Source organism: Mesorhizobium ciceri biovar biserrulae WSM1271 (genome assembly GCF_000185905.1).
GTDB lineage: Bacteria > Pseudomonadota > Alphaproteobacteria > Rhizobiales > Rhizobiaceae > Mesorhizobium > Mesorhizobium ciceri.
This window is the reverse complement of record NC_014923.1, coordinates 497,899-522,484: the sequence shown is the minus strand read 5'-3', so window position 1 is coordinate 522,484 and position 24,586 is coordinate 497,899. Positions and strand designations below refer to the sequence as shown.

General features: G+C 64.8%; 20 protein-coding genes. 16 read left to right on the top strand and 4 right to left on the bottom strand.

The window, feature by feature from the left end; genetic code table 11:
* Positions 1 to 2 precede the first annotated feature (2 nt).
* The 5 genes from hisA to coaA all read left to right on the top strand — a co-directional run bounded on the left by hisA (position 3) and on the right by coaA (position 3,748).
* Positions 3 to 746: a 1-(5-phosphoribosyl)-5-[(5-phosphoribosylamino)methylideneamino]imidazole-4-carboxamide isomerase gene (gene hisA, locus MESCI_RS02380; protein WP_013528346.1), complete on the top strand. Its 744-nt coding sequence runs from the start codon at positions 3 to 5 to the stop codon at positions 744 to 746.
* The gene (locus MESCI_RS02375; protein ID WP_013528345.1) at positions 743 to 1,579 is read left to right on the top strand and encodes an arginase family protein; all 837 of its coding nucleotides are present in this window, start codon (positions 743 to 745) and stop codon (positions 1,577 to 1,579) included. Before hisA ends, MESCI_RS02375 begins: the two co-directional genes overlap by 4 nt.
* Entirely contained in the window at positions 1,576 to 2,370 is a 795-nt protein-coding gene (hisF, locus tag MESCI_RS02370; protein WP_024501998.1) for an imidazole glycerol phosphate synthase subunit HisF, read from the top strand. Before MESCI_RS02375 ends, hisF begins: the two co-directional genes overlap by 4 nt.
* Before the next feature lie 70 nt (positions 2,371 to 2,440).
* Positions 2,441 to 2,764, top strand: a complete 324-nt coding sequence (locus MESCI_RS02365) for a phosphoribosyl-ATP diphosphatase (RefSeq protein ID WP_013528343.1) — start codon at positions 2,441 to 2,443, stop codon at positions 2,762 to 2,764.
* 24 nt (positions 2,765 to 2,788) lie between these two features.
* On the top strand, positions 2,789 to 3,748 hold the full coding sequence (gene coaA / locus MESCI_RS02360; RefSeq protein ID WP_013528342.1) for a type I pantothenate kinase: 960 nt from the start codon (positions 2,789 to 2,791) through the stop codon (positions 3,746 to 3,748).
* On the opposite strand, the gene MESCI_RS02355 is transcribed toward coaA, so the two are convergent.
* The 4 genes from MESCI_RS02355 to MESCI_RS02340 form a co-directional block, all read right to left on the bottom strand.
* A complete protein-coding gene (locus MESCI_RS02355; RefSeq protein WP_013528341.1) occupies positions 3,735 to 4,364 on the bottom strand; it encodes an alpha-ketoglutarate-dependent dioxygenase AlkB family protein in 630 nt (209 codons plus the stop codon). The genes coaA and MESCI_RS02355 overlap by 14 nt on opposite strands.
* A 102-nt stretch (positions 4,365 to 4,466) precedes the next feature.
* A complete protein-coding gene (gene lysM, locus MESCI_RS02350) occupies positions 4,467 to 4,940 on the bottom strand; it encodes a peptidoglycan-binding protein LysM (protein ID WP_013528340.1) in 474 nt (157 codons plus the stop codon).
* Between the two features lie 90 nt (positions 4,941 to 5,030).
* Complete coding sequence (gene arfB, locus MESCI_RS02345; protein WP_013528339.1) at positions 5,031 to 5,468, bottom strand: alternative ribosome rescue aminoacyl-tRNA hydrolase ArfB; 438 nt, start codon at positions 5,466 to 5,468, stop codon at positions 5,031 to 5,033.
* Between the two features lie 84 nt (positions 5,469 to 5,552).
* Entirely contained in the window at positions 5,553 to 7,163 is a 1,611-nt protein-coding gene (locus MESCI_RS02340; protein ID WP_013528338.1) for a phosphoenolpyruvate carboxykinase, read from the bottom strand.
* Between the two features lie 343 nt (positions 7,164 to 7,506).
* Between MESCI_RS02340 and MESCI_RS02335 the strand changes: the two genes are divergently transcribed.
* From MESCI_RS02335 to addA, 11 genes are all read left to right on the top strand, one after another.
* Positions 7,507 to 8,208: a response regulator transcription factor gene (locus tag MESCI_RS02335; protein WP_013528337.1), complete on the top strand. Its 702-nt coding sequence runs from the start codon at positions 7,507 to 7,509 to the stop codon at positions 8,206 to 8,208.
* Between the two features lie 20 nt (positions 8,209 to 8,228).
* A complete protein-coding gene (locus tag MESCI_RS02330; protein WP_013528336.1) occupies positions 8,229 to 10,013 on the top strand; it encodes a sensor histidine kinase in 1,785 nt (594 codons plus the stop codon).
* A 17-nt stretch (positions 10,014 to 10,030) separates the two neighbouring features.
* Positions 10,031 to 10,492: an HPr kinase/phosphorylase gene (locus MESCI_RS02325; protein ID WP_013528335.1), complete on the top strand. Its 462-nt coding sequence runs from the start codon at positions 10,031 to 10,033 to the stop codon at positions 10,490 to 10,492.
* A gap of 164 nt (positions 10,493 to 10,656) precedes the next feature.
* Complete coding sequence (locus MESCI_RS02320; protein ID WP_010912939.1) at positions 10,657 to 11,058, top strand: PTS sugar transporter subunit IIA; 402 nt, start codon at positions 10,657 to 10,659, stop codon at positions 11,056 to 11,058.
* On the top strand, positions 11,055 to 11,351 hold the full coding sequence (locus MESCI_RS02315) for an HPr family phosphocarrier protein (protein ID WP_013528333.1): 297 nt from the start codon (positions 11,055 to 11,057) through the stop codon (positions 11,349 to 11,351). The genes MESCI_RS02320 and MESCI_RS02315 overlap by 4 nt, the downstream gene beginning before the upstream one ends.
* A 180-nt stretch (positions 11,352 to 11,531) precedes the next feature.
* Complete coding sequence (ahcY, locus tag MESCI_RS02310; protein ID WP_013528332.1) at positions 11,532 to 12,932, top strand: adenosylhomocysteinase; 1,401 nt, start codon at positions 11,532 to 11,534, stop codon at positions 12,930 to 12,932.
* Positions 12,933 to 13,131: 199 nt separating this feature from the next.
* Positions 13,132 to 15,687, top strand: coding sequence for a sensor histidine kinase (locus tag MESCI_RS02305; protein WP_013528331.1), 2,556 nt, complete (start codon positions 13,132 to 13,134; stop codon positions 15,685 to 15,687).
* An 8-nt stretch (positions 15,688 to 15,695) separates the two neighbouring features.
* Positions 15,696 to 17,207: a bifunctional tRNA (adenosine(37)-N6)-threonylcarbamoyltransferase complex ATPase subunit type 1 TsaE/phosphotransferase gene (locus MESCI_RS02300; RefSeq protein WP_013528330.1), complete on the top strand. Its 1,512-nt coding sequence runs from the start codon at positions 15,696 to 15,698 to the stop codon at positions 17,205 to 17,207.
* Complete coding sequence (locus MESCI_RS02295) at positions 17,204 to 17,932, top strand: nucleotidyltransferase family protein (protein WP_013528329.1); 729 nt, start codon at positions 17,204 to 17,206, stop codon at positions 17,930 to 17,932. The genes MESCI_RS02300 and MESCI_RS02295 overlap by 4 nt, the downstream gene beginning before the upstream one ends.
* Positions 17,929 to 21,063, top strand: a complete 3,135-nt coding sequence (gene addB, locus MESCI_RS02290) for a double-strand break repair protein AddB (protein ID WP_013528328.1) — start codon at positions 17,929 to 17,931, stop codon at positions 21,061 to 21,063. Before MESCI_RS02295 ends, addB begins: the two co-directional genes overlap by 4 nt.
* Complete coding sequence (addA, locus tag MESCI_RS02285) at positions 21,060 to 24,578, top strand: double-strand break repair helicase AddA (protein ID WP_013528327.1); 3,519 nt, start codon at positions 21,060 to 21,062, stop codon at positions 24,576 to 24,578. Before addB ends, addA begins: the two co-directional genes overlap by 4 nt.
* The last annotated feature ends 8 nt before the right edge of the window (positions 24,579 to 24,586 follow it).

Here is a 24,586-nt window from a genome sequence, read left to right as displayed (position 1 = left end):
GGATGATCCTTTTCCCCGCCATCGATCTCAAGGACGGCCAGTGCGTGCGCCTGAAGCACGGCGACATGGCCACCGCGACCATCTACAACGATGATCCTGCAGCGCAGGCGCGGGCCTTCGAGCAACAGGGCTTCGAATGGCTGCATGTCGTCGACCTCAACGGCGCCTTCCAGGGCCAGAGCGTCAACAGCGCGGCGGTCGGCGCCATCCTCAAGGCGACGAAGAACCCTGTGCAGCTCGGCGGCGGCATCCGCACGCTGGCGCAGATCGAGGACTGGCTCGATCGCGGGCTGGCCCGTGTCATCCTCGGCACGGTGGCGGTGCGTGACCCGGACCTGGTCAGACAGGCCTGCAAGGCGTTTCCGGGCAAGGTCGCCGTCGGCATCGACGCCAAGGGCGGCAAGGTCGCCGTCGAGGGCTGGGCCGAGGCGTCGAGCCTCGGCGTCGTCGAACTGGCGAGGAAATTCGAGGGCGCCGGAGTCGCCGCCATCATCTACACCGATATCGACCGCGACGGCGTTTTGACCGGCATCAACTGGGACGCCACCATCGATCTCGCCGATGCCGTATCGATCCCGGTCATCGCGTCGGGCGGCCTCGCCTCGATCGCCGACATCGTGCGCATGACCATGCCCGATGCGCAAAAGCTCGAAGGGGCGATCTCCGGGCGCGCGCTCTATGACGGCCGCATCGATCCGGCCGAGGCCCTGGCGATCCTGCAGGGCAGGGCGGAGACGCGGACGTGAAAATCTCCATCATCCTGGCCTCCTACGACAGCGGTCATTACCATGGCGGCATGGGCCAGGGCCCGGACGCACTGATATCAGGCGGGCTCGTCGACGCGCTGACCATGGCCGGCCATGACGTTACGGTGGAAGACATCGGCAGGGTCGGAGACATCCAGGAGCGCGAGATCGCCACCGGCTTTGCTGTCTGCAACGCGGTTGCGACCGAGGTTCGCCTTGCCCGTGACGCCGGCCGGTTTCCCATCGTCCTTGCGGGAAACTGCCTGACATCAGCCGGTGCGGTCGCCGGCGAGGACGCCGATGCGATCATCTGGGCCGACCAGCATGGCGACCTCAACACGCCCGAGACATCGGCATACGGGTTTCTCGACGGCATGGCGCTGGCGACGGTGCTTGGCCTGTGCTGGAGGCCGATGGCGTCGGCCATTCCCGGCTTCAAGCCGATCGATCCGTCGCGTTGCGTGCTCGTCAACGCCCGCGATCTCGATCCGGACGAGAAGCGGCTGCTGGAGACGCTGCCGATCGTGCGGACGGAATGCTCCGGGGTGGCCCAGGCGACCGAAAGACTGAAGATCGCCGGCGCCAAACGCGTGCACATGCACCTCGATATGGACGTGCATGATCCCCGCGAGTTGCAGGCCAACCGCTATATCACTTCGGGCGGCCCGAGCCCGGAGCAGTTGCGCGACGCCACTTGCGCCATGGCGCTTGCGGTGCCGGTCGTCGGCATCACCGTCTCCGCCTACGATCCGGCTTTCGACGCGCAGGCCGATGTTCCGCCGCTGGTCGGCCAGTTGCTGAACGATCTCATCGCCACGATAGAGGGCCGCTGATGCTGAAAGCCCGTGTCATCCCCTGTCTCGACGTCAAGAACGGCCGTGTCGTCAAGGGCGTCAACTTCGTCGATCTCGTCGACGCCGGCGATCCGGTCGAGGCGGCCAAGGCCTATGACGCGGCCGGCGCCGACGAGCTTTGCTTCCTCGACATCACTGCTTCGTCGGACAATCGCGAAACCATCTTCGACGTCATCGCACGCACCGCCGAACAATGTTTCATGCCGCTGACGGTCGGAGGCGGCGTGCGCCAGGTCGCCGACATCAGGAAGCTGCTCTTGGCCGGCGCCGACAAGGTGTCGATCAACACGGCGGCGGTGAAGAACCCGGATTTCGTTGCCGAGGCCGCCGACAAGTTCGGCAACCAGTGCATCGTCGTCGCCATCGACGCCAAGAAAGTGTCCGCCACCGGTGAGGCCGACCGCTGGGAAATCTTCACCCATGGCGGGCGCGAAAAGACCGGCATCGACGCGGTCGAGTTCGCGCGGAAAATGGTCGATCGCGGCGCCGGCGAGATCCTGCTGACCTCGATGGATCGCGACGGCACCAAGGCCGGCTACGACATCGCGCTGACCCGCGCGATATCAGACGCCGTGCGCGCGCCGGTCATCGCTTCCGGCGGCGTCGGCACGCTCGACCACATGGTCGAAGGCATTCGCGACGGCCATGCCGGTGCGGTGCTGGCCGCGTCCATCTTCCATTTCGGTACCTACACGATAGCGCAGGCCAAGGCGCATATGGCCGCCGCAGGGCTGCCGATGCGGCTGGACTCTGTGAATAATCGGCCCTAAAGCATGATCCCGAAAAGTGGGAACCGGTTTTCGGAAAAGATCATGCCTAAACAAGCAGATAGATGGCGCCATGGCTGAGTTTTCGCTGTCAGGTCTTGAAGAAACCATCAGGGAACGCGCCCATTCCGGCGACCCGGACTCGTGGACGGCAAAACTGTTCGCGCGCGGCATCGACAAGGCGGCGCAGAAACTCGGCGAGGAAGCAGTCGAGACGGTGATTGCCGCCGTCAAGGGCGACAAACAGGCCCTCGTTTCGGAAAGTGCCGATCTTATATATCATTGGCTCGTCGTTCTCGGCCTCTCGGGGGTTTTGCTGAGCGACGTGCTCAAGGAGCTCGAAGGCCGCACCCGGCGTTCGGGCATCGCCGAGAAGGCGTCACGGCCCAAGGGCTGACCGCGAGGAAGGGCAGGTATCTCGATGGATCAGCTCGCGCCGACCGAGAAGTATTCCCCGTTTCGCTTCTTCTCCGCCGAGCAATGGTCGCAATTCCGCGCCGACACGCCGCTGACGCTGAGCGCGGACGAATTCCGCCGCCTGCGGTCGCTCAACGATCCGGTCGATCTCGAAGAGGTCACGCGCATCTATCTGTCGCTGTCGCGGCTGTTGTCGGCTCATGTCGAAGCGAGCCAGCTGCTGTTTCGGCAACGCCAGGCCTTCTTCAACGCGGTCGACGTGGTCAAGACGCCCTTCATCATCGGCATCGCCGGTTCCGTCGCGGTCGGCAAATCGACCACCGCACGCGTGCTGAAGGAGCTTTTGGCGCGCTGGCCGTCGAGCCCCAAGGTCGATCTCATCACCACCGACGGCTTCCTGCTGCCCAACGAGGTCCTGCGCCGCGAGAACCTGATGGAGCGCAAGGGTTTTCCAGACAGTTACGATGTCGGCGCGCTGCTGCGCTTCCTGTCGGGCATCAAGTCGGCGCTGCCCGATGTCCGCGCGCCGGTCTATTCGCACCTCACCTATGACGTCATTCCCGGCGAGTTCGTCACCATCGACCGGCCCGACATATTGATCTTCGAAGGCATCAATGTCCTGCAGCCCGGCAAGCTGCCGCAGGACGGCAAGATCGTGCCTTTCCTGTCGGACTTCTTCGATTTCGCCATCTACATCGATGCCGACGAGAAGCTGATCCACAACTGGTACATTTCCCGCTTCATGCGGCTGCGTGAGACCGCCTTCCGCAATCCGGACTCCTTCTTTCACCGCTACTCGCAGCTGTCGGAGGGTTCGGCGCGCGCCATCGCCGAAGGGCTGTGGACCAACATCAATTTGAAGAATCTGCGCGAGAACATCCTGCCGACGCGGGCCCGCGCCGACTTGATCCTGCGCAAGGGGGCCGACCACCTGATCGAGGAAGTGGCGCTCAGGAAGCTGTGACGGCCGGCTTCGTCACCCGTCGCAATGTCAAATTGATCCGCCCACCGTTTTTCAGCAGTGCCGAGGTCGAGGGATAGATCCGATCGACGCCGTGAAAGCACAGCCGCCCCTCACCGCCGAGCACCACGACGTCACCGCTTTGCAGCCTGAACGACTTGGTGGCGCCATCACGCGTGGTCTGGCCAACCCGGAACAGGCAGTCGTCGCCGAGCGAGACGGAGACGACCGGCGCCGAAAAGTCGGCCTCGTCGCGGTCCTGATGCAGGCCCATCTTCGCATCCGCCGTGTAGAAATTGATCAGGCACGCTTCCGGCGGATGCGGATAGCCCGAGACCTCGCGCCACAGGTCGAGCAGCGCATCCGGAATTGGCGGCCAAGGCGCCCCGGTTAGCGGATGCGCCGGCTGGTAACGATAGCCGTGCTCCTTGTCGGTGACCCAGCCCAGCGGCCCGCAATTGGTCATGCGCACGCTCATCTCCTTGCCGGTGCGCGGCATGGCCGGCACGAACAGCGGCGCCTGCTGCACGATCCGTCTCACCTCGTCGACCAGTTCTTCCTGCACGGTGCGTGACAGGTAGGCCGGCATGTGGCGGACGCCTTTGGGCAGAACGAGCACGGATTCGATCACCTTTTGGATGGTTCGGAACCGTAAAATGTCACGATCAAATGAAAACGGCGACCCGAAAGCCGCCGCTCTTGTCGAATTGGCAGTCGCCGATCAGGCGAGGTCGGGGATGCGCAGCACCTGGCCCGGATAGATCTTGTCGGGATGGGTCAGCATCGGCTTGTTGGCCTCGAATATGACCGTGTTCTTGACGCCTTGGCCCTTGCCGTAGCTTTTCTCGGCGATCTTCCAGAGATTGTCGCCCTTCTTCACGGTGTAAAAGGTGGGCTCCTTGGCCGGGGCGGCGGCCGTGCCAGGTGCTGGCGCGACCTGTAATTCGTCCGCCTGCACCTTGGAGACGCCGAGCGTGTTGCCGACGGCGATGACCGCCTTCTCGAAGATCGACTGGTCCTTGACCACACCCTTCAGCACCGCCGTATCGCCGTTGACGACGACCTCGACGCCATCGGTGCCGAGCTTGTGCGAATCGAGCTCCTTCTTGAGTGTGTCGGCCGTGGGTGCGGCTTCGTCGTCACCGCCGATGCCCAGTTTCTTGCCGACACTCTTGACGAAATCGAACATGCCCATCGTTGGTCTCCATTGCTGTGGTGGGTGATCGCAGCTTGCCATCTGCAACCCAGAATTGGAAGCCACCCGCGCGTTGCAGCTTCGCGGTGCTTAATCGTTCTCCACCCGGCCGCGCAGCTTCTTGATCGTGCCGCGCCCGGCCTTGCTCTTCAGCCGCCGTTCCACGGCACCTTTCGACGGCCGCGTCTTCTTGCGCGGCGGCGGTGGCGGCTCGGCGGCCTTGGCGACCAGTGCCGTCAGCCGTGCCCGCGCATCCGCCCGGTTCTGTTCCTGGGTGCGGAAGCGGCCCGCTTCGATGACAACGACGCCGTCCTTGGTGGCACGCTGGCCGGCAAGCTTGATCGTCCGCTCGCGCACGCGCTCCGACAGACCCGCTGCGTTGGCGGCGTCGAAGCGCAGTTGCACCGCCGTCGCCACCTTGTTGACGTTCTGGCCGCCGGGACCGGACGAGCGGATGAAATCCTCGTGCAGGTCGCCCGGATGGATCACCGCATCGCCTGATATGAAGATATTGTCGTCGCTCGCCATGCCGCAGTCATGGCGCGGCGGATCGAAAAAGAAAAGGCCCGATCGAACCGGGCCTTTCAACGAAAGCTGAACCTTGTGGCGCGATTACTCCGCGGCTTCCTGCATGCGCGGCGCCGCACCCAGCACCACGGCATCGACATGGCTTTCGAATTTCTCGAAATTAATGGCGAACATGCCGACCAGCCTTGCCGCCTGCCGGTCATAGCCGGCCTTGTCGGCCCAGGTGGAGCGCGGGTCGAGAATGGCGCTGTCGACGCCTCGAACCGCCACCGGCACCTCGAAACCGAAATGAGGGTCGGTGCGGAACTCGGCCGTCTTGAGCGAGCCGTCGAGTGCGGCGGCAAGCAAGGCCCGCGTCGCCTTGATCGGCATGCGCTTGCCGGTGCCGTAGGCGCCGCCGGTCCAGCCGGTGTTGACCAGCCAGCAATCGGCGCCGTGGCGGGCAATCAGCTCGCGCAGCAGATTGCCGTATTCCGATGGATGGCGCGGCATGAACGGTGCGCCGAAACAGGTCGAAAACGTCGCTTCCGGCTCGGTCACGCCCTTTTCGGTTCCGGCCACCTTGGCGGTGTAGCCGGAGAGGAAATGATACATCGCCTGCGCCGGGGTCAGCCGCGCGATCGGCGGCATCACGCCGAACGCGTCGGCGGTCAGCATGATGATGTTCTTCGGATGGTTGGCGCGGCCGGTCTTGCTGGCGTTGGGGATGAAATCCAGCGGGTAGGCGCAGCGTGTGTTTTCGGTCAGCCTTCCGTCGTTGAAATCCGGCACGCCATCAGCGTCGAGCACGACATTTTCCAGCACCGTGCCGAAGCGCTGCGTGGTGGCGAAGATTTCCGGCTCGGCTTCCGCCGACAGCTTGATCGTCTTGGCGTAGCAGCCGCCTTCGAAATTGAAGATGCCGTGGGGTCCCCAGCCATGCTCGTCGTCGCCGATCAGCGTGCGCGAGGGATCGGCCGAGAGTGTCGTCTTGCCGGTGCCCGACAGGCCGAAGAAGATGGCGGCGTCGCCGGCCATACCCTCGTTGGCCGAGCAATGCATCGGCATCACGCCTTTCGCCGGCAGCAGATAGTTGAGCATGGTGAACACCGACTTCTTCATCTCGCCGGCATAGGAGGTGCCGCCGATCAGCACGATCTTGCGCGTGAGATCCACGGCGATCACCGTTTCGGTGCGGCTGCCGTGGCGGGTGGGATCGGCGCGGAAGGACGGCAGGTCGATGATCGTCATATCAGGCACGAAATGATCGAGCTCGGCGGCATCGGGACGAATGAGCAGATTGCGGATGAACAGCGAGTGCCAGGCAAATTCGGTGACCACCCTGGTCGGCAGCTTCAGCTCCGCATCGGCGCCGCCGATCAGGTCCTGGACGTATAGATCCTTGTCCGCGGCATGCGCCTGGAAATCGGCGAGCAGCGTGTCGAACTGGGCTTGTGAAATTGCCTTGTTGTTGTCCCACCAGACGTGCGGTTCGGTGTCACTGTTGCGGACGACAAACTTGTCCTTGGGCGAGCGGCCGGTGTGCTGGCCTGTTTCGGCGACCAGCGCGCCATGTGCCGTCAAGCGGGCTTCGCCGCGCCGGATCGAGTCCTCATAAAGGGCAGCCGCACCGAAATTATAGCGCACCACGCCGGTGGTTTTCAGGCCGATATGATCGATCGCGCAGGCGGAATTGCGTTTGCCGACTTCCGACATCGAGTGTCCCTCTTGGATTTGCCGCATCTTTGCCGGCACCTTCCCGGCACGCCCACTACGCGGGCTGAGATGGTCAGAACCAGAAAAGCCAAATGATATCAAATCATTAATCGATTTAAATATTTTGAAAGTTGTTTAAATCGTTTATATGTGCAAAAAGTTTCGCGGTTGCCCAAAGGATTGGCGATGTACGTTCGTCCAATCGATGTCGAGGTAGGATTGTGGCCGCCGGCATGCCGCGCGTGACAGCGGACAAGGCCTATGCCACATTTTGTACCTAATTTGTCCTGCAAAAGCCCCTTCTCTACGACAGAAGGGACAGCTCATGAGGGAGCCGCTTGAAATGGCAACAATCGCGCTTGTCGATGACGACCGCAACATTCTGACATCGGTGTCGATCGCCCTGGAATCCGAGGGGTATCGCGTCGAGACCTACACGGATGGTGCGTCGGCGCTGGAAGGCCTGGCGGCACGCCCGCCGAACCTTGCCATCCTCGACATCAAGATGCCGCGCATGGACGGCATGGAACTGCTGCGCCGGATGCGCCAGAAGTCCGACCTGCCGGTGATCTTCCTGACCTCCAAGGACGACGAGATCGACGAATTGTTCGGCCTCAAGATGGGCGCCGACGATTTCATCCGCAAACCCTTCTCACAGCGCCTGCTGGTCGAGCGCGTGCGCGCCGTGCTGCGCCGCGCCAGTGCCCGCGAGGCCGCCGCCAAGACACCCAGCCAGCAGGCCCGCTCTCTCGAGCGCGGCCAGCTCGTCATGGACCAGGAGCGCCACACCTGCACCTGGAAGGGCGAGCCGGTGACGCTCACCGTCACCGAGTTCCTGATCCTGCATTCGCTGGCGCAGCGTCCCGGTGTCGTAAAAAGCCGTGATGCGCTGATGGATTCGGCTTATGATGAACAGGTCTATGTCGACGACCGCACCATCGACAGCCACATCAAGCGGCTGCGCAAGAAGTTCAAGGCCGTCGACGACGACTTCGAGATGATCGAAACCCTTTACGGAGTCGGATACCGGTTCCGCGAAGCATAAGTAGCAGGGCCTGCTATTCGATGGCAGTGGAAGCACAGCGAACAAGACCGGCGGGCGCCTCCAGGCGGCCGTCGCGGATCATGCCGTCCTTCGTCTCGAAGATCACGGTGCCGATGCGCCGCTTCCTTGGCCATCACATCTTTTCCAGCCTGACGCGGCGTATCCTGTTCCTCAACCTTGCCGGCCTCGCCGTGCTGGTGACCGGCATCCTCTATCTCAACACCTTCCGCGACGGGCTGATCGACGCCCGCGTCGAAAGCCTGATGACCCAGGGCGAGATCATCGCCGGCGCCATTGCCGCTTCGGCGACGGTCGAGACGGATTCGATCAGCATCGACCCGGAAAAGCTGCTTGAACTGCAGGCCGGCGAAAGCCTGGGGCCGGGCTCCGACCAGCTCGACAATCTCGATTTCCCCATCAACCCGGAGCGTGTCGCCCCGGTGCTGCGAAGGCTGATCTCGCCGACCAGGACCCGCGCCCGCATCTATGACCGCGACGCCAATCTGCTGCTCGATTCGCGCCACCTCTATTCGCGTGGCCAGATCCTGCGCTACGACCTGCCGCCGGTCGAGGAAGAAGAGCCCGATCTGGTCGAGCGCATCCAGAAATTCGTCTTCGACTTCTTCCGCAACACCGAGCTGCCGGTCTATCACGAGCAGCCGGGCGGCAATGGCGCCGCTTTCCCGGAAGTGGTCAAGGCGCTCACCGGCAGCCCTTCGACCATCGTGCGCGTCAGCGAGCAGGGCGAGCAGATCGTTTCGGTGGCGGTGCCGATCCAGCGCTTTCGTGCCGTCCTGGGCGTGCTGATGCTGTCGACCGAAGGCGGCGACATCGACAAGATCGTCGCCGCCGAGCGCAAGGCGATCCTGCGCGTCTTCGGCATCGCGGCCCTTGTCACCGCCATCCTGTCGATGCTGCTCGCCTCGACCATCGCCAATCCGCTGCGCCGGCTGTCGGCGGCGGCGGTGCGAGTGCGGCGCGGCGTCAAGAGCCGTGAGGAGATCCCCGACTTTTCCGACCGCCAGGACGAGATCGGCAATCTGTCGATCGCCATACGCGACATGACCAACGCGCTCTACGCCCGGATCGAGGCGATCGAAAGCTTCGCGGCCGATGTCTCGCACGAGCTGAAAAACCCGCTGACGTCGCTGCGCAGCGCGGTGGAGACCTTGCCGCTGGCCAAGAACGACGATTCGCGCGGCCGGCTGATGGATATCATCCAGCACGATGTCAGGCGGCTGGACCGGCTCATCACCGATATTTCCGACGCATCGCGCCTGGACGCGGAACTCGCGCGTGAAGATGCGGGAACGGTCGATTTGAAGAAATTCATCACCGATCTGGTCGCCGTTTCGCGCGAAGCGACGCGCAACAAGAAGGCGGTCGAGATCGAGTTCAAGGCCGCCAAACTGCCGCAGGGCGTCAAAGGCTATGTCGTCGTCGGCCATGATCTGCGCATCGGCCAGGTCATCACCAATTTGATCGAGAACGCCCGTTCCTTCGTTCCCGAGGATCATGGCCACATCAGCCTGTCGCTGGCGCGTGCCGGCAAGTTCAACATCGTCACCGTCGACGACAATGGCCCCGGCATCCGCGCCGACAACATCGACCGCATCTTCGAACGCTTCTACACGGACCGGCCGGCCGGCGAGGCGTTCGGCCAGAATTCGGGCCTTGGCCTGTCGATATCCAGGCAGATCGTCGAGGCCCATGGCGGCACGCTCACCGCCGAGAACATCCCCGGCACCAAACCCGGCGAGATCAAGGGCGCGCGTTTTGTGGTGACGTTGCCGGCCGAAGGCTGAGAGCATGAATTCCAACCATGCCTGGTCCAGCCGTGCAGCCTGAAAACATTCACGCGACAATGGTTTTGATCGGCGAGCGCGGCATTCTCATCACCGGAGCCTCCGGCTCGGGCAAGACGGCGCTGGCGCTGGCGCTCATAGATCATTGTCGCCAGCGCGGATCGTTCGCGCGGCTCGTCGGTGACGATCAGCTCTTTGTCGAGGCGCATGCCGGGCGGCTTCTGTGCCGCGCTCCCGCCGCCATAGAAGGCCTCGTCGAGGTGCCTGGGCTCGGCCCCCGGCCTCTGCCATTCGAGCCGGCAGGCCTCGTCGACCTGCATGTCCACCTGGTGCCGGCCGATGAAGCGCCGCGCTTCCAGGAGGATGCCGCTAGCAGCATCGTGGGTTGTCTGGTGCCACAGGTCGATGTGGTCGAACGCAATATCCCGGCGGCCTTACCGGTCGTGATGGCGCGGCTGTCGATCGCGCCTTTTCTATGATCCGCTCCGGGTTTTTTGCTGCAATGCGTCAAAATGGCATGCGCCTGCGCAATTTTGGGCTTGTCAACGGGCCGCGCGTCGACAAGATAGCGCTCCCGCCGCCTGGATTGGCTGGCGAGCATAAAATGCGCCTGTGAAGCGGCGATGACGGGAGCCACCAAAGAATGATCGGACTCGTGCTTGTAACGCACGGTCAACTGGCCACCGAGTTCCGACATGCCGTCGAACATGTCGTCGGGCCACAAGACAATTTCGAAACCGTGGCGATCGGTGCCGACGACGATATGGAGCAGCGTCGGCGCGACATTGTCGACGCGGTTGCCCGTGTCGACACCGGGGCGGGCGTCATCGTGCTGACCGACATGTTCGGCGGCACGCCCTCCAATCTTGCCATCTCGGTGATGGAGTCCGGCCGCACCGAGGTGATCGCCGGCATGAATCTGCCGATGCTGATCAAGCTCTCCTCGATCCGCAAGGGCGACAACATGGCGGCCGCCCTTGATGAGGCCCAGGCCGCCGGTCGCAAATACATCAATGTTGCCAGCCAGCTCCTGAGCAGCAAATGACCGCGCTGTCCCCGGAAAAAGATCAGATAGTCCGGGATTTTCCCATCATCAACCAGCGCGGCCTTCATGCGCGCGCTTCGGCGAAGTTCGTCCAGCTGGCCAGCGGCTTCGATGCCTCGGTGCATGTCGAGAAGGATGGCGTCAAGGTTGGCGGCACCTCGATCATGGGCCTGATGATGCTGGCGGCAAGCCCCGGCTATTCGATCCGCGTCACCGCCAGCGGGCCGGAGGCCCAGCAGGTCATCGACGCCCTGGAGCAACTGGTGGCGTCCCGCTTCGGCGAGGAATGCTGATCTGGTAGAGCGCGATATGCGTCCGAGAGACATGCAGGGATAAAGATTTCTTTATATCCCATTGTCGTCCTTGCTCCGATCTGCTAGTCAGGCCGGCAATTCGCGCCCTTGGACGCGCCGACCGGCGCGGGCGTGTCCGCAACAAATTCGCAAGCACAACATTCGCATCGGAGTACTGCCATGACGGGTAGCAAGGACTATGTGGTCGCCGACATCTCGCTTGCCGGCTGGGGCCGCAAGGAACTCGAGATCGCCGAAACCGAAATGCCGGGCCTGATGGCCTGCCGTGAGGAATTCGGCCCCAAGCAGCCGCTCAAGGGTGCGCGCATCACCGGCTCGCTGCACATGACCATCCAGACGGCGGTGCTGATCGAGACGCTGAAGGCGCTTGGCGCCGATATCCGCTGGGCCTCCTGCAACATCTTCTCGACCCAGGACCATGCGGCCGCGGCCATCGCCGAGGCCGGCATCCCGGTGTTTGCCGTCAAGGGCGAGTCGCTGGAGGAGTATTGGGACTACACCGACAAGATCTTCCAGTGGGCCGATGGCGGCCTCTCCAACATGATCCTCGATGATGGCGGCGACGCCACCATGTACATCCTGATCGGCGCCCGCGCCGAGGCCGGCGAGGACGTGCTGTCCAACCCGCAGAGCGAGGAAGAGGAATATTTCTACGCCCAGGTCAAGAAGCGCCTGAAGGCTTCGCCCGGCTTCTTCACCAAGCAGAAGGCGGCGATCCGCGGCGTCACCGAAGAGACGACCACCGGCGTCAACCGCCTCTACCAGCTGCAGAAGAAGGGCCTGCTGCCCTTCCCCGCAATCAACGTCAACGACTCGGTCACCAAGTCGAAGTTCGACAACAAGTATGGCTGCAAGGAATCGCTGGTCGACGGCATCCGCCGCGGCACCGACACGATGATGGCCGGCAAGGTCGCTGTCGTGTGCGGTTATGGCGACGTCGGCAAGGGCTCGTCGGCCTCGCTCAAGGGCGCCGGTGCCCGCGTCAAGGTCACCGAGGTCGATCCGATCTGCGCCCTGCAGGCTGCGATGGACGGTTTTGAAGTCGTCACGCTGGAAGATGCAGCCCCCACCGCCGACATCGTCATCACCACCACCGGCAACAAGGATGTCGTCACCCTCGACCATATGCGCTCGATGAAGGACATGGTCATCGTCGGCAACATCGGCCACTTCGACAATGAGATCCAGGTCGCCGCGCTGCGCAATTTGAAATGGACCAACGTCAAGCCGCAGGTCGATATGATCACCTTCGCGGACGGCAAGCGGATGATCCTTTTGTCGGAAGGACGGCTGCTCAATCTCGGCAACGCCACCGGCCACCCGAGCTTCGTCATGTCGGCATCCTTCACCAACCAGGTGCTGGCGCAGATCGAGCTCTACACCAAGCCCGGCCAGTACGAGAACCAGGTCTATGTCCTGCCCAAGCATCTCGACGAAAAGGTCGCCCGCCTGCATCTCGACAAGCTCGGCGCCCGCCTGACCGAACTGTCGGGTGAACAGGCCGCCTATATCGGCGTCACGCCGCAGGGTCCGTTCAAGCCGGAACACTACCGCTATTAACCAAAGCTAAAATTACTACCAGATATTGAGGCCGGGCGATTGACTTTTCGCCCGGCCTTATTTTTGCGCGCCATCAGCCTTCACGCCGATTCGGCGAGGGGTTATTGTCAGGTGATTCGGCGATGCTTCCAGCCCGAGAGGGTCAAGAGAGGCACGCATCAGGGCGGTCTTGCATTCAGGCGGCGGAGAGGACCAAGACATGCCGGGGCAACACCCGCACAGAGCGGGACGGGCCGTTTCCGGCGGCCATGACGATTCGGGGATTGCTGGCTCCGCCCTGGAAGGGGGGAGCCTGTCCTGGCGCGCCCGCGCGTCGACATTCCTTGCCACCTCCGCGCTCGCGGGGCCCTTGGCCGGCGCCGCCGCGCATGCCGAGACCGCTGTTGCCAGCGTCGCCGGACTGTCGGTGAGTGCCATTGATGTCATGCAGCTTGCAGTGTTCGTCGGCGTGACGGGTGCCGCACTGATATCGGCCATCGTTCTCATCCGCGAAAGAGCCCGCACCTCGGCGGAGAATGTCGAACTCAGGAGCCGCCTCGCCGACATCAACGCGGCGCTCCGCCGTTCCGAGGCGCTGCTCAATCTGCGCGACCAGCGCGTCGTCGTCTGGGCTGCGGAAAACAAGAAGCCCGAGCTCATCGGCACATTGCCCGTCGAAAGCGGCGCTCCCGAGGATAGGGCCGCTTTTCTTGCTTTCGGCCGCTGGCTGATGCCGCGTTCGGCGGCGGCACTCGAACATGCCGTCGCGGGATTGCGCGAAAAGGCCAAACCCTTCGACCTGGTCATCGAATCGCAGGCCGGTGCGCCGCTCGAAGTGCATGGCCGCAAGAGTGCCGCGCATGTGCTCGTGCGTTTCCTCTCGCTCTCGGAGACGCAGCGCAGCCAGGCCAGACTGAAGATCGAGAACCAGCGGCTGGCCGCCGACCACGACACGATGATCGGCCTGCTCGACGCGCTGAACATGCCGGCGTGGCTCCGCGGCGAGGATGGCGGGCTGAAGTGGGTCAACCGCGCCTATGCCGATGCCGTCGAAGCCGAAAATGCCGAAGCCGCGGTTCGGGAGAAGAAAGAGTTCCTCGGCGGCCAGGCGCGCGATGCGATTGCCGCCCAGCACAGGACGCATCCGGTTTTCGAGCAGTCGCTGTCCACCGTGATCGAAGGCGACCGCCGTGTGTTCGCGGTCACCGATTTCGCCGGCAGCGATGGCTCGGCCGGCCTTGCCTGCGACACCAGTGCCATCGAAGCCGTTCGCGGCGAATACGAACGGACGGTGCGAAGCCACGCCGACACGCTCGACCAGCTCAACACGGCGGTCGCCATTTTCGACACCGACGAGAAGCTGCGGTTCTTCAACCAGGCCTTCCAGAAGCTTTGGGGCCTGGAGGCAGGCTTCCTGCACAGCGCTCCAGACAATGCCTTGCTGCTCGACCGGCTGCGCAGCGAAGGCAAGATCGCCGAACAGCCTGAATGGCGCCGCTGGAAGGAAGGCCTGCTCGGCGCCTATCGCGCTGTGGAATCCCAGGAACATTGGTGGCATCTGCCGGATGGCAAGACCATCCGCGTCGTCGCCAATCCGCAGCCCAAGGGCGGCGTCACCTGGGTGTTCGAGAACCTGACCGAGAAGATGGACCTCGAGAGCCGCTACCAGACAGCGGTGCGGGTCCAGGGCGAGACGCTCGACAATCTTGCCGAAGGCGTAGCGGTGTTCGGACCCGACGGCAGGCTCCGGCTGTCGAATCCTGCCTTTGCCACGCTCTGGGGATTGAGCGGCGAAGCGGCCAAGCCCAGCGTCCATGTTTCCACCATCCGCGACCTTTGCGACCGGCAGGCGGCGGACAGCCCCTGGCCCGGCTTTGTTGCCGCCGTCACCGGCTTCGACGACGAGCGCCGCGACCGCCACGGACAGACCGAGCTCAACAACGGCAACGTGTTGAGTTACGCCATGATCCCGCTGCCCAACGGGCAGGTGATGATGACCTTCGTCGACGTCACCGACAGCGTCCATGTCGAGCGGGCGCTGAAGGACAAGAACGAGGCGCTGCAAAAATCCGACCAGCTCAAGAACGAATTCGTCCAGCATGTTTCCTATGAACTGCGCTCGCCGCTGACCAACATCATCGGCTTCACCGAACTCCTGTCACAGCCCACGACCGGTCCGCTGACGCAGAAGCAGCGGGAATATGTCGAGCATGTCAGCTCCTCCTCCGCGGTCCTGCTCACCATCGTCAACGACATACTCGACCTGGCGACGGTGGACGCCGGCATCATGCAGCTCGATATTTCCGAGGTGCAGGTCGATCGCACCATCGCCGCTGCGGCCGAACTGGTGGCCGACCGGCTGGAAGAGCATTCGATCAGGCTCGAGGTTGAAGCAGCCTCGGCGCCGAAGACGTTTCACGGCGATGAGGTCCGCGTCCGCCAGATCCTCTACAATCTGCTCAGCAACGCCGCCAATTACGCCCCGGAAGCCAGCACCATCCGGCTCACTTGCCGCCATCTGGCGGACGGGGTGGAATTCTCGGTCCATGACGACGGTCCCGGTATGCCGCCCGATGTGCTCGATTCGGTGTTCCGCCGTTTCGAGCCGCGCGCCAATGGCGGCCGCCGGCGCGGCGCCGGCCTCGGCCTGTCGATCGTCAAGAGCTTCGTCGAGCTGCATGGCGGCAGCGTTCGCATCGAAACCGGCAAGGACAAGGGCACGACCGTCATCTGCACCTTTCCAGACATGCCGGGCATCCGTGCCGCGGCCGAGTAGCGCGTTCGATGACCGGACTGGTGCTGGAGCGATTACTCGCCGACGAGACCCAGACAGCGCGGCTGGGCGAAGATCTGGCGCTGTCGCTGCGCCCAGGCGACGTGCTTGCCCTGAAGGGCGATCTGGGCGCCGGCAAGTCGACGCTGGCGCGGGCCTTGATCAGGACCTTGGCCGACGATGCCGGCCTCGACGTTCCGAGCCCGACCTTCACGCTGGTGCAGAGCTACGACACCCGCATTCCGGTGCATCATTTCGATCTCTACCGCCTGTCCTCGGCCGACGAGATCGATGAGCTTGGTTTCGACGAAGCCTTGGCGCAAGGTGCTGCTTTGGTCGAATGGCCGGAGCGGGCGGAAGCCCATCTGCCGAAAACCACGGTCCTGATCGAGCTCGTCCAGCATGGGAACGGCCGGCTGGCACGATTGTCGGGGCAGGGACCTGCCTTCGATCGGGCCGCAAGGTCGCTGGCCATGCGCGACTTTCTCGTGAGCGCCGGCTGGGCGCAAGCGCAGCGCCGCCATTTCATTGGCGATGCTTCTGCCCGCTCTTACGAGATCGTTTCGCTGCCGGGCCAAAAGCCGCAAGTGCTGATGAACTCGCCACGGCTGGTGCTCGGCCCGCCGGTCCGCGACGGCAAGCCCTATGCCGAGATCGCCCACACCGCCCAGTCGGTTTCCGCTTTCGTCGCCATCGACCGCGCCTTAAGGGCAGGCGGCGTCAGCGTTCCGGAAATCCATGCCGAGGACCAGGAGCAGGGATTCCTGCTACTCGAGCATCTTGGCTCGGAAGGGTTCCTCGGCAGCGATGGCCAGCCGCTGCCCGAGCGCTGCGCGGCGGCGGCCGAGCTGCTGGCCATGATGCATGGCAGGACCTGGCCGCAGCGCCTGGAAACAGGGCATGGCGGCTTCCACGATGTCCCGCCTTTCGACCGCGAGGCCATGATGATCGAGGCCGATCTGCTGGTCGACTGGTACGTGCCGGCAATAACGGGCAGCCCGGCAAGCGGTGCCTTGCGCGCCGGCTACCACAAGCAATGGGGCGCGCTCCTCGACCGGCTGCACGGCCGCGAATATACGCTGATGCTGCGCGACTTCCATTCGCCCAACATCATCTGGCGCGGCGACCGTTCAGGGCATGATCGGCTGGGCATCGTCGATTTCCAGGATGCGCTGATCGGCCCGTCCGCCTATGACGTCGCCTCGCTGGCCATGGACGCGCGTGTTACGATGTCGCCCGAGATCGAGAGAAAGACGCTGGATGCCTATGTCGCGGCGCGCCACGCAGCCGGTGCTTTCGACGAGGCAAGCTTCCTGGAATCCTACGCCATCATGGCGGCGCAACGAAATTCCAAGATCCTCGGCATCTTCGTCCGCCTCGAAAAGCGCGACGGCAAGCCCTATTATCTAAAACACCTGCCGCGCATTCGCGATTATCTGCGCCGGGCCTTGTCTCATCCGGCGCTGGCAAGCCTGCGCGAGTTCTACGACGCCCACGGTTTGCTGGAGGAGCGAGCGCTGTGACAGCAGGACCGGACACCGCCATCGTACTTGCCGCCGGCCTTGGCAAACGCATGCGGCCGATTACCGACACCATTCCCAAGCCGCTGGTCAGGATTGCCGGCAAGACGTTGCTCGACTGGAGCCTCGACAGCCTGGCTGCCGCCGGTGTCGCGAAGGCCGTGGTCAACGTCCACTATTTTCCCGAACAGATCCTCGCCCATGTCGCCGCGCGCCGCGCGCCAAAAATCGTCATTTCCGATGAGAGCGAACAACTGCTCGATTCCGCCGGCGGCATCGTCAAGGCGCTGCCGGAACTGGGCGAGCGACCCTTCTACATCCTCAATGCCGACACCTTCTGGATCGATGACGGTCCTCTCAATCTCCAGCGCCTCGCCCTTGCATGGGACGCGGCGAAAATGGATATTCTGCTGATGCTGGCGGATCTCCAACAGGCGACCGGACACTGCGGCAGCACCGATTTCCTGGTGGCGCCGGATGGCGGCTTGCGGCGTTCAAAGGGGGATCCGGCGGGGCTGATCTATGCCGGCGCGGCGATCGTCGATCCGCGCCTGTTCAAGGGCGCACCGGCCGGGCCGCACTCGCTCAACGCCTATTTCGATTCCGCCATCGCCGCAGGGCGCCTGTTCGGCATGCCCATGCATGGCCACTGGATCACCGTCGGCACGCCCGATGCCGTACCGCTCGCGGAAGCGGCGGTCGCCGGTGCGCTCATCGAGTCGCAATGAGCGGCTCCAGCCGCGTTTTCTCGATCCCGCCCGGAGCGCCGTTTCTGCCGACGCTTGCCGAGGCGCTGCTTGCCGGCCGTCTTGTTCCGGGGTTTCGATTCGACGGCGACCCGCTCGCTTTGGCCGATGCCACCATCTATGTGCCGACACGCCGTGCCGCGCGTGCCTTGCGGGGTGTCTTCGTCGACAGCCTGGCGGCACGCGGCGGCGGCGGCTCGGCGATCCTGCCGGTCATCCGGCCACTCGGCGAATTCGACGAGGATGAGGCTGCGTTCGAGACCGAGGCAGCGGCGGCCATCGATCTGGCGCCGCCGATTTCGGCAACCGAACGCCTGTTGCTGCTGACGCCGCTGGTGCGCGCCTGGAAACGCCGGCTGCCGGCGCATGTCGCCGCCCTTTTCGCCGAGGAGATCGTCATCCCGGCTTCCACCGCCGACGCGATCTGGCTGGCGCGCGATCTCGCCCGGCTGATGGACGAGATCGAGACGGAAGGCACCGACTGGGCCAAGCTCACCGATCTGGTGACCGGCAATCTTGCCGGATGGTGGCAGGTGACGCTCGAATTCCTCGGCATCGTCACCGAAGCCTGGCCGAAATTCCTCGCGGAAAGCGACCGCTCCAATCCGGCCGCGCATCGCAGCGCGCTGATCCGCGCCGAGGCGGCGCGGCTGCAGCGCAATCCGCCCGCCGGCCCGGTCATCGCCGCAGGCTCGACCGGCTCGATACCAGCGACGGCCGAATTGCTTGCCGCGATCGCGCGCCTGCCCGGCGGCGCCATCGTGCTGCCGGGTCTCGACCGGACGCTGGACGAAGCGTCGTTCCAGGCGATTGCCGCGCCTGGCGCGCGTCCAGCCGTACTCGGCCACCCGCAATATGGCTTGGCCAGGCTGATCGGCAAGATCGGCGTATTGCGCGGCGACGTCGAGGAGATTGGCGTGGCCGAACCGCGACGTGCGCTTCGCGCTGCCCTTGTCGGCGAAGCGCTGCGGCCGGCCGAAACCACCGAACTCTGGGCCGAGACACGTGCCGGTTTCCCGGCGTCCGACATTGCCGGCGCCTTCGCCGAGGTGACCTTGCTCGAAGCCGCCAGCGAACGTGATGAGGCCGTCGCCATCGCCGTCGCGCTCAAGCGCGCGGTCGAACAGCCCGGCCAAAGGGCGGCTCTCGTCACCGGCGACCGCGCGCTGGCGCGGCGCGTCTCGATCGAGCTCCAGCGCTTCGGCGTCGTTGCCGACGATTCCGGTGGCACACCGCTCGCCAACACTCCGGCGGCCAGCCTGCTCAGGCTGGCGCTCGAGGCACTGTTCCGGCCAGGCGATCCGGTTGGCCTGCTGTCGCTGCTCAAGCATCCGCTGCTCGGCCTCGGCCTCGAACGGGCCGATGTGCGCCACGCGGCGGAGCTGATCGAACTGGTGGCGTTGCGCGGCGGCACAGGCCGCCCCGACATCGTTTCGCTACCGGAACTGTTCGAAGCCCGCCTCACCGGCTTGGGCGGCGGCAGCCGGCAGCCCTTCTGGTTTTCCCGGCTGACCGTGCGCTCTATCGAAACTGCGCGGAATTTGCTCGAACGTCTCAAGCAGGCGCTGGCGCCGCTCGCAGCCTTCCGAGGCCGGGATGACGCCGACCTTGCCGCGCTTGTCAGGGCCAGTGTCGTGACACTCGAAAATCTCGGCCGCATCGCCGACGGCGGCCTTGGCGAACTCTATGCCGGTGACGCCGGCGAGAAGCTTGCCGAACTGCTGCGCGGGCTGGTCGCGGCTTCGGCTTCGCTGTCCTTCGCGGCGACCGAGTGGCCCGACATCATGGCGGCGCTGATCGCGCCTGAAACGGTCAAGCCGGCACAAGGCACCGACCGGAACATCGCCATCTGGGGCGCGCTGGAAGCCCGGTTGCAGACGGTCGACACGCTGGTCATCGGCGGGCTCAACGAGGGCGTATGGCCGCGCAAGCCAGAGAGCGACCGCTTCATGTCGCGGCTGATGAAGACCGGCATCGACCTCGAACCGCCCGAGCGGCGTATCGGCCTTGCCGCGCATGATTTCCAGATGGCCATGGGCGCCGGGAAGGTGGTGCTGTCCCGCTCGGCACGTGCCGGCGATGCACCCGCCGTGCCGTCGCGCTGGCTTCAGCGGCTGCTGACCTTCATCGGCAGCGACCAGGCAGCGGAGCTGCGCCGGCGTGGCGACGAGCTGCTCGCCTGGGCGCGCGCGCTGGATGCCGGCCCAAGGCAGGATTTCGCGCCACGGCCGCAGCCGAAGCCGCCGCTGTCGGTGCGCCCGACGCATTTCTCGGTCACCGAGATCGAGACCCTGCGCCGTGACCCCTACGCCGTCTATGCAAGACGCATCCTCGGCCTGATGCCGCTCGATCCGGTTATTCGCGACCCTGGTGCGGCCGAGCGCGGCACGCTGTTTCACGCCATCCTGCACCTGTTCTCAGGCAGCGTCGCCGATCCGCGCGCTCCCGATGCGCTTGCCGGCCTCATCGCCGCCGGCCGCGCCTGCTTTGCCGAAGCCGCCCTTCCGGCCGACGTCGAGGCGGTGTGGTGGCCGCGCTTCGAGAAACTCGCCGCCAACATCATCGAGTGGGAGCGCACGCGCGCTGATGCTGTGACAAGGCGCCATGCCGAGGAGCGCGCCGGAAAGACCGTTGTCGGCCAGTCCGGCGTGACGCTGTCCGGCTACGCCGACCGCGTCGACCTTCTGGCCGGCGGCATGGCCGACATACTGGACTACAAGACCGGCTCCTCGCCGTCCAAGGCGCAGGCGCACACACTGCTTGCGCCGCAACTGGCGCTCGAGGGCGCGCTGCTCAGGCGCGGCGCCTTCAAGGATTTGGGCGTGCGTGAGCCCTCTCAACTGGCTTTCATCAGGCTGAAGCCGAATGGCGAGGTGTTCGAGGAATCCATCCTCGAACACAACCGCCAGCCGCGAACCGCGACCGATCTTGCCGAAGAGGCCTGGGCACGGCTGGAAAAGCTGCTGATCCACTATGCGGACCCTGCGACCGGGTATCTGTCGCGCGCGCTGCCGTTCCGCGAAGGCGAGACGGATGGCGACTACGACCATCTTGCCCGCGTGCTCGAATGGTCGGCAGGCGGCGATGCCGGCGACGAGGGAGGGGAGGCATGAAGAAGGCCTATCCCATTCCCAGCGACACCGCGACCAGCCAGGCCCGCGCCGCCGACCCCGGCAATTCCGCCTGGGTGTCGGCCAATGCCGGCTCCGGCAAGACCCATGTGCTGGCGCAGCGCGTCATCCGGCTGCTGCTGCGCGGCACCGATCCGTCGAAGATCCTGTGCCTGACCTATACGCGCGCCGCCGCCGCCAACATGTCGAACCGGGTCTTTTCGACACTGTCGGAGTGGACGACGCTTGGTGACGTGGATCTGGCGGCAAAGGTCGAGGCGCTGGAGGGGCGCCGGCCCGATCTCGAGACCATGCGCCGGGCGCGGCGCCTGTTCGCCGAGGCGCTGGAAACGCCCGGCGGGCTGAAGATCCAGACCATTCACGCCTTCTGCGAATCGGTGCTGCACCAGTTCCCGCTGGAGGCCAACATCCCGGCCCATTTCGAGATGCTCGACGGCCAGATGGAGGCATCGCTGTTTGCCGCGGCGCGCCGCGAGATGATTTCGGGCACGTCCGCCGGTGACAGGGATCTGGCCGAGGCTTTTGCCTCCATTCTCGATCGGGGCGGCGAAGCCGGGCTCGACGCCTTGCTGGGTGAGATTGTGCGCAAGCGCGACGGCTTGCGCCATTTCATCGACGCGGTCGGGCGCGATGGCACGCACTTCCAGGCCCTGTTCGACGAATTCCATTTCCATCCAGGCCAGACAGCCGAGGGCATAGCCGCTTCGGTATGGCCGTTGCCGGGCTTCCTGCCCGACTATTTTGCCGGCTTCGCCCACGCCGCCGAGGCCACCGACGCCAGATCGGTACTGAACAACATCCTGCCCTATGCGCGGCAGGCCTTTGCCGAGGGCGATCCCATTCGCCGCCTGCAACTGCTCGCGCGAGCCTTCCTCAAGACCGATGGCGACGCTTACGACCCGGCAAAGGCCTTCAAGAGGGCCCTGGTCGACCGGTTGCCGGATCTGGCGGAGCGTTATCTCTCGGCCGCCAACGCCATCGTCGAAACCACCGATCGGCTGGCCCTGTTCCGGATGCTTGAAGGTACGGCTGCCGCGCTGACCATCGCCGACTGGCTGATCGCCCGCTACGAAATGCTGAAGCGCAGCCGCGGCTTCCTCGATTTCAACGACCTGATCACCCGCACCGTCAACCTGCTGGCGCGGCCGGACGCCGGCCCCTGGGTGCAGTACAAGCTCGACCAGGGCATCGACCACATCCTGCTCGACGAGGCGCAGGACACCAGTCCGGACCAATGGGAAGTGGTGAAACGGCTGGCGGAGGAATTCTTTGCCGGCTTTGGCGCACGCGACAGGGTCCATCGCACGGTGTTCGCCGTCGGCGACGAGAAGCAGTCGATCTATTCATTCCAGGGTGCGGCCCCGGACTCCTTCGCCGACAGCCGGCTGTTGTTTGCCGGACGAGTGCGTGACGCCGAGGCGTCCTTCGCCGACCTCAAGCTGACCTGGTCGTTCCGCTCGACCGACGATGTTCTGACCGCGGTCGACCGCGTCTTCGCCGATCCAGCCGTGCGGCGCGGCATCAGTCATGATCCCGATCCGCTTCGCCACCAGGCGATCCGCACCGACGCGCCGGGCTATGTCGAGGTGTGGCCGTCGGTCGGCGCCGATGTTGTCGATGAGCCCGACGACTGGACGCAAGCCATCGACCATGCCCACGCGCCGGCGGTGCGCGTGGCCGAGAACGTCGCCGTCACCATCGCCGGCTGGATCGGCAGTGGCGAAATCATCGAAGGCCGCGGCAAGTGGCTGCGGCCGGGCGATGTGCTGGTGCTGGTGCGCAAGCGCGATCGCTTCGTCCATGCCCTGACCCGCGCACTCAAACGCCGCGACATTCCGGTTGCCGGCGCCGACCGGTTGAGCCTGCCCGGGCACATCGCGGTCAAGGATCTGATTGCGCTCGGTCACCTCCTCATCCAGCCGCAGGACGATTTGTCGCTTGCCGCCGTGTTGCGCAGCCCGATCTTCGATCTGCCGGAAGAGGCGCTGTTCATGCTCGCCGCGCAGAGGCCGGCTGGTCTGTCGTTGATCGCATCGCTGCGACAGCACGCCGGCGAAAGCGAGAGACTGGCGAAGATCGTCGCCCAGGTCGATATCTGGACGAACGAAGCCGCGTTTAAGCCGGTGTTCGAATTCTATGCCGCCCTGCTGGCGCGCGATGGCGTGCGCCGCAAGATGATCGCGCGGCTCGGGCCCGAAGCCGGCGATATTCTCGACGAGTTCCTGAGCTTCTGCCTCGCCGAGGAGCGAACCGGCCTGCCGGGGCTGGAAGCCTTCCTGTCGACGTTGGAAAACGCCGGTCCCGAGATCAAGCGCGAGATGGACCAGACCCGCGACGAGGTCCGGGTCATGACCGTGCACGCCGCCAAGGGCTTGGAAGCGCCCGTCGTGTTCCTGGTCGATGGCGGTTCCGCGCCGTTCAGCGACCAGCATTTGCCGCGCCTGATGCCCTTCGATAGCTCCGGCGCGAACTGGGATGGCAAGGGCTATCTCTGGCGCTCGGCCAGCGAGGTCGCCAACGGTTTTTCGAAAGCGGCGGCCTCAAGGGCACGGGAACTCGCCGACGACGAATACCGCCGGCTGCTTTATGTCGGCATGACCCGTGCCGAGGACCGGCTGATCGTCTGCGGCTATCATGGCAAGCGGGCGCCGAACGCCGGCACCTGGCACTCGATCGTCAGCCGCGCGCTGATCGGTGCGCCGGAGAGCGAGCAGCGTGCGCATCCCGCCGGCGGCGAGCCGGTGCACCGTTTCCATGTCACCAAGCTGCCCCCCGTCGCGCCAAGTTCCGCCGAGCAGGTACGGCAGGCCGACGCTTTTGGGCCTTTGCCGGCGACGCTGTTCCGGCCCTTGCTGCCCTTCGAGGATCTGCCGCGTCCGTTGTCGCCATCGGGCGCCTCGGCGCTGATCGACGAAGGCAAGCAAGCCGTTGTCGACAAGGCGTCGCCGGTGCTCGACGCCGATGCCGAGCCCGGCTTTGCCGTGCAGCGTGGGCTCGCCCTCCACAAACTGCTGCAGATGCTGCCCGGTATTGCCGAGCCCGAACGTGCGGGAGCGGCAGAACGCTATCTCTTGCGAACCGGTGCAGACTGGCCGCCATCAGAGCGTGAAAAGGCCCTGGCGTCGGTCACATCGATCCTTGCCGATCCCGGCTTCGGTCAGCTGTTTGCGCCATCGTCGCGTGCCGAGGTTGCGATCATGGGCAGCCTGGAGGTCAAGGGCAAGAAGCGCTCGATTTCCGGCAAGATCGACCGGCTGGCGGTAACGCCGGACACGGTATCGATTGTCGACTACAAGACCAACCGGCCGGCGCCCGCCACTCTGGCCGAGGTGCCGCCGGCTTATGTCCTGCAGTTGGCGCTCTACCGCGCGCTGTTGCAGCCGCTCTATCCCGGCCGCACGGTCAAGGCGGCCTTGCTGTTCACCGAGGCGCCGCGGCTGATCGAACTGCCTGCCAGCGCCATGGACGACGCCCTTGCTCGACTCACGGGAGCGTGACACAACAC

What these genes read in the sequence shown, in the direction of transcription:
- hisA (WP_013528346.1), top strand. Translation starts at nt 3, where the DNA reads ATGATCCTTTTCCCCGCCATCGATCTCAAGGACGGCCAGTGCGTGCGC.
- MESCI_RS02365 (WP_013528343.1), top strand. Translation starts at nt 2,441, where the DNA reads ATGGCTGAGTTTTCGCTGTCAGGTCTTGAAGAAACCATCAGGGAACGC.
- coaA (WP_013528342.1), top strand. Translation starts at nt 2,789, where the DNA reads ATGGATCAGCTCGCGCCGACCGAGAAGTATTCCCCGTTTCGCTTCTTC.
- lysM (WP_013528340.1), bottom strand. Translation starts at nt 4,940, where the DNA reads ATGGGCATGTTCGATTTCGTCAAGAGTGTCGGCAAGAAACTGGGCATC.
- arfB (WP_013528339.1), bottom strand. Translation starts at nt 5,468, where the DNA reads ATGGCGAGCGACGACAATATCTTCATATCAGGCGATGCGGTGATCCAT.
- MESCI_RS02340 (WP_013528338.1), bottom strand. Translation starts at nt 7,163, where the DNA reads ATGTCGGAAGTCGGCAAACGCAATTCCGCCTGCGCGATCGATCATATC.
- MESCI_RS02335 (WP_013528337.1), top strand. Translation starts at nt 7,507, where the DNA reads ATGGCAACAATCGCGCTTGTCGATGACGACCGCAACATTCTGACATCG.
- MESCI_RS02330 (WP_013528336.1), top strand. Translation starts at nt 8,229, where the DNA reads ATGGCAGTGGAAGCACAGCGAACAAGACCGGCGGGCGCCTCCAGGCGG.
- MESCI_RS02325 (WP_013528335.1), top strand. Translation starts at nt 10,031, where the DNA reads ATGCCTGGTCCAGCCGTGCAGCCTGAAAACATTCACGCGACAATGGTT.
- MESCI_RS02320 (WP_010912939.1), top strand. Translation starts at nt 10,657, where the DNA reads ATGATCGGACTCGTGCTTGTAACGCACGGTCAACTGGCCACCGAGTTC.
- MESCI_RS02315 (WP_013528333.1), top strand. Translation starts at nt 11,055, where the DNA reads ATGACCGCGCTGTCCCCGGAAAAAGATCAGATAGTCCGGGATTTTCCC.
- ahcY (WP_013528332.1), top strand. Translation starts at nt 11,532, where the DNA reads ATGACGGGTAGCAAGGACTATGTGGTCGCCGACATCTCGCTTGCCGGC.
- MESCI_RS02305 (WP_013528331.1), top strand. Translation starts at nt 13,132, where the DNA reads ATGCCGGGGCAACACCCGCACAGAGCGGGACGGGCCGTTTCCGGCGGC.
- MESCI_RS02300 (WP_013528330.1), top strand. Translation starts at nt 15,696, where the DNA reads ATGACCGGACTGGTGCTGGAGCGATTACTCGCCGACGAGACCCAGACA.
- addB (WP_013528328.1), top strand. Translation starts at nt 17,929, where the DNA reads ATGAGCGGCTCCAGCCGCGTTTTCTCGATCCCGCCCGGAGCGCCGTTT.
- addA (WP_013528327.1), top strand. Translation starts at nt 21,060, where the DNA reads ATGAAGAAGGCCTATCCCATTCCCAGCGACACCGCGACCAGCCAGGCC.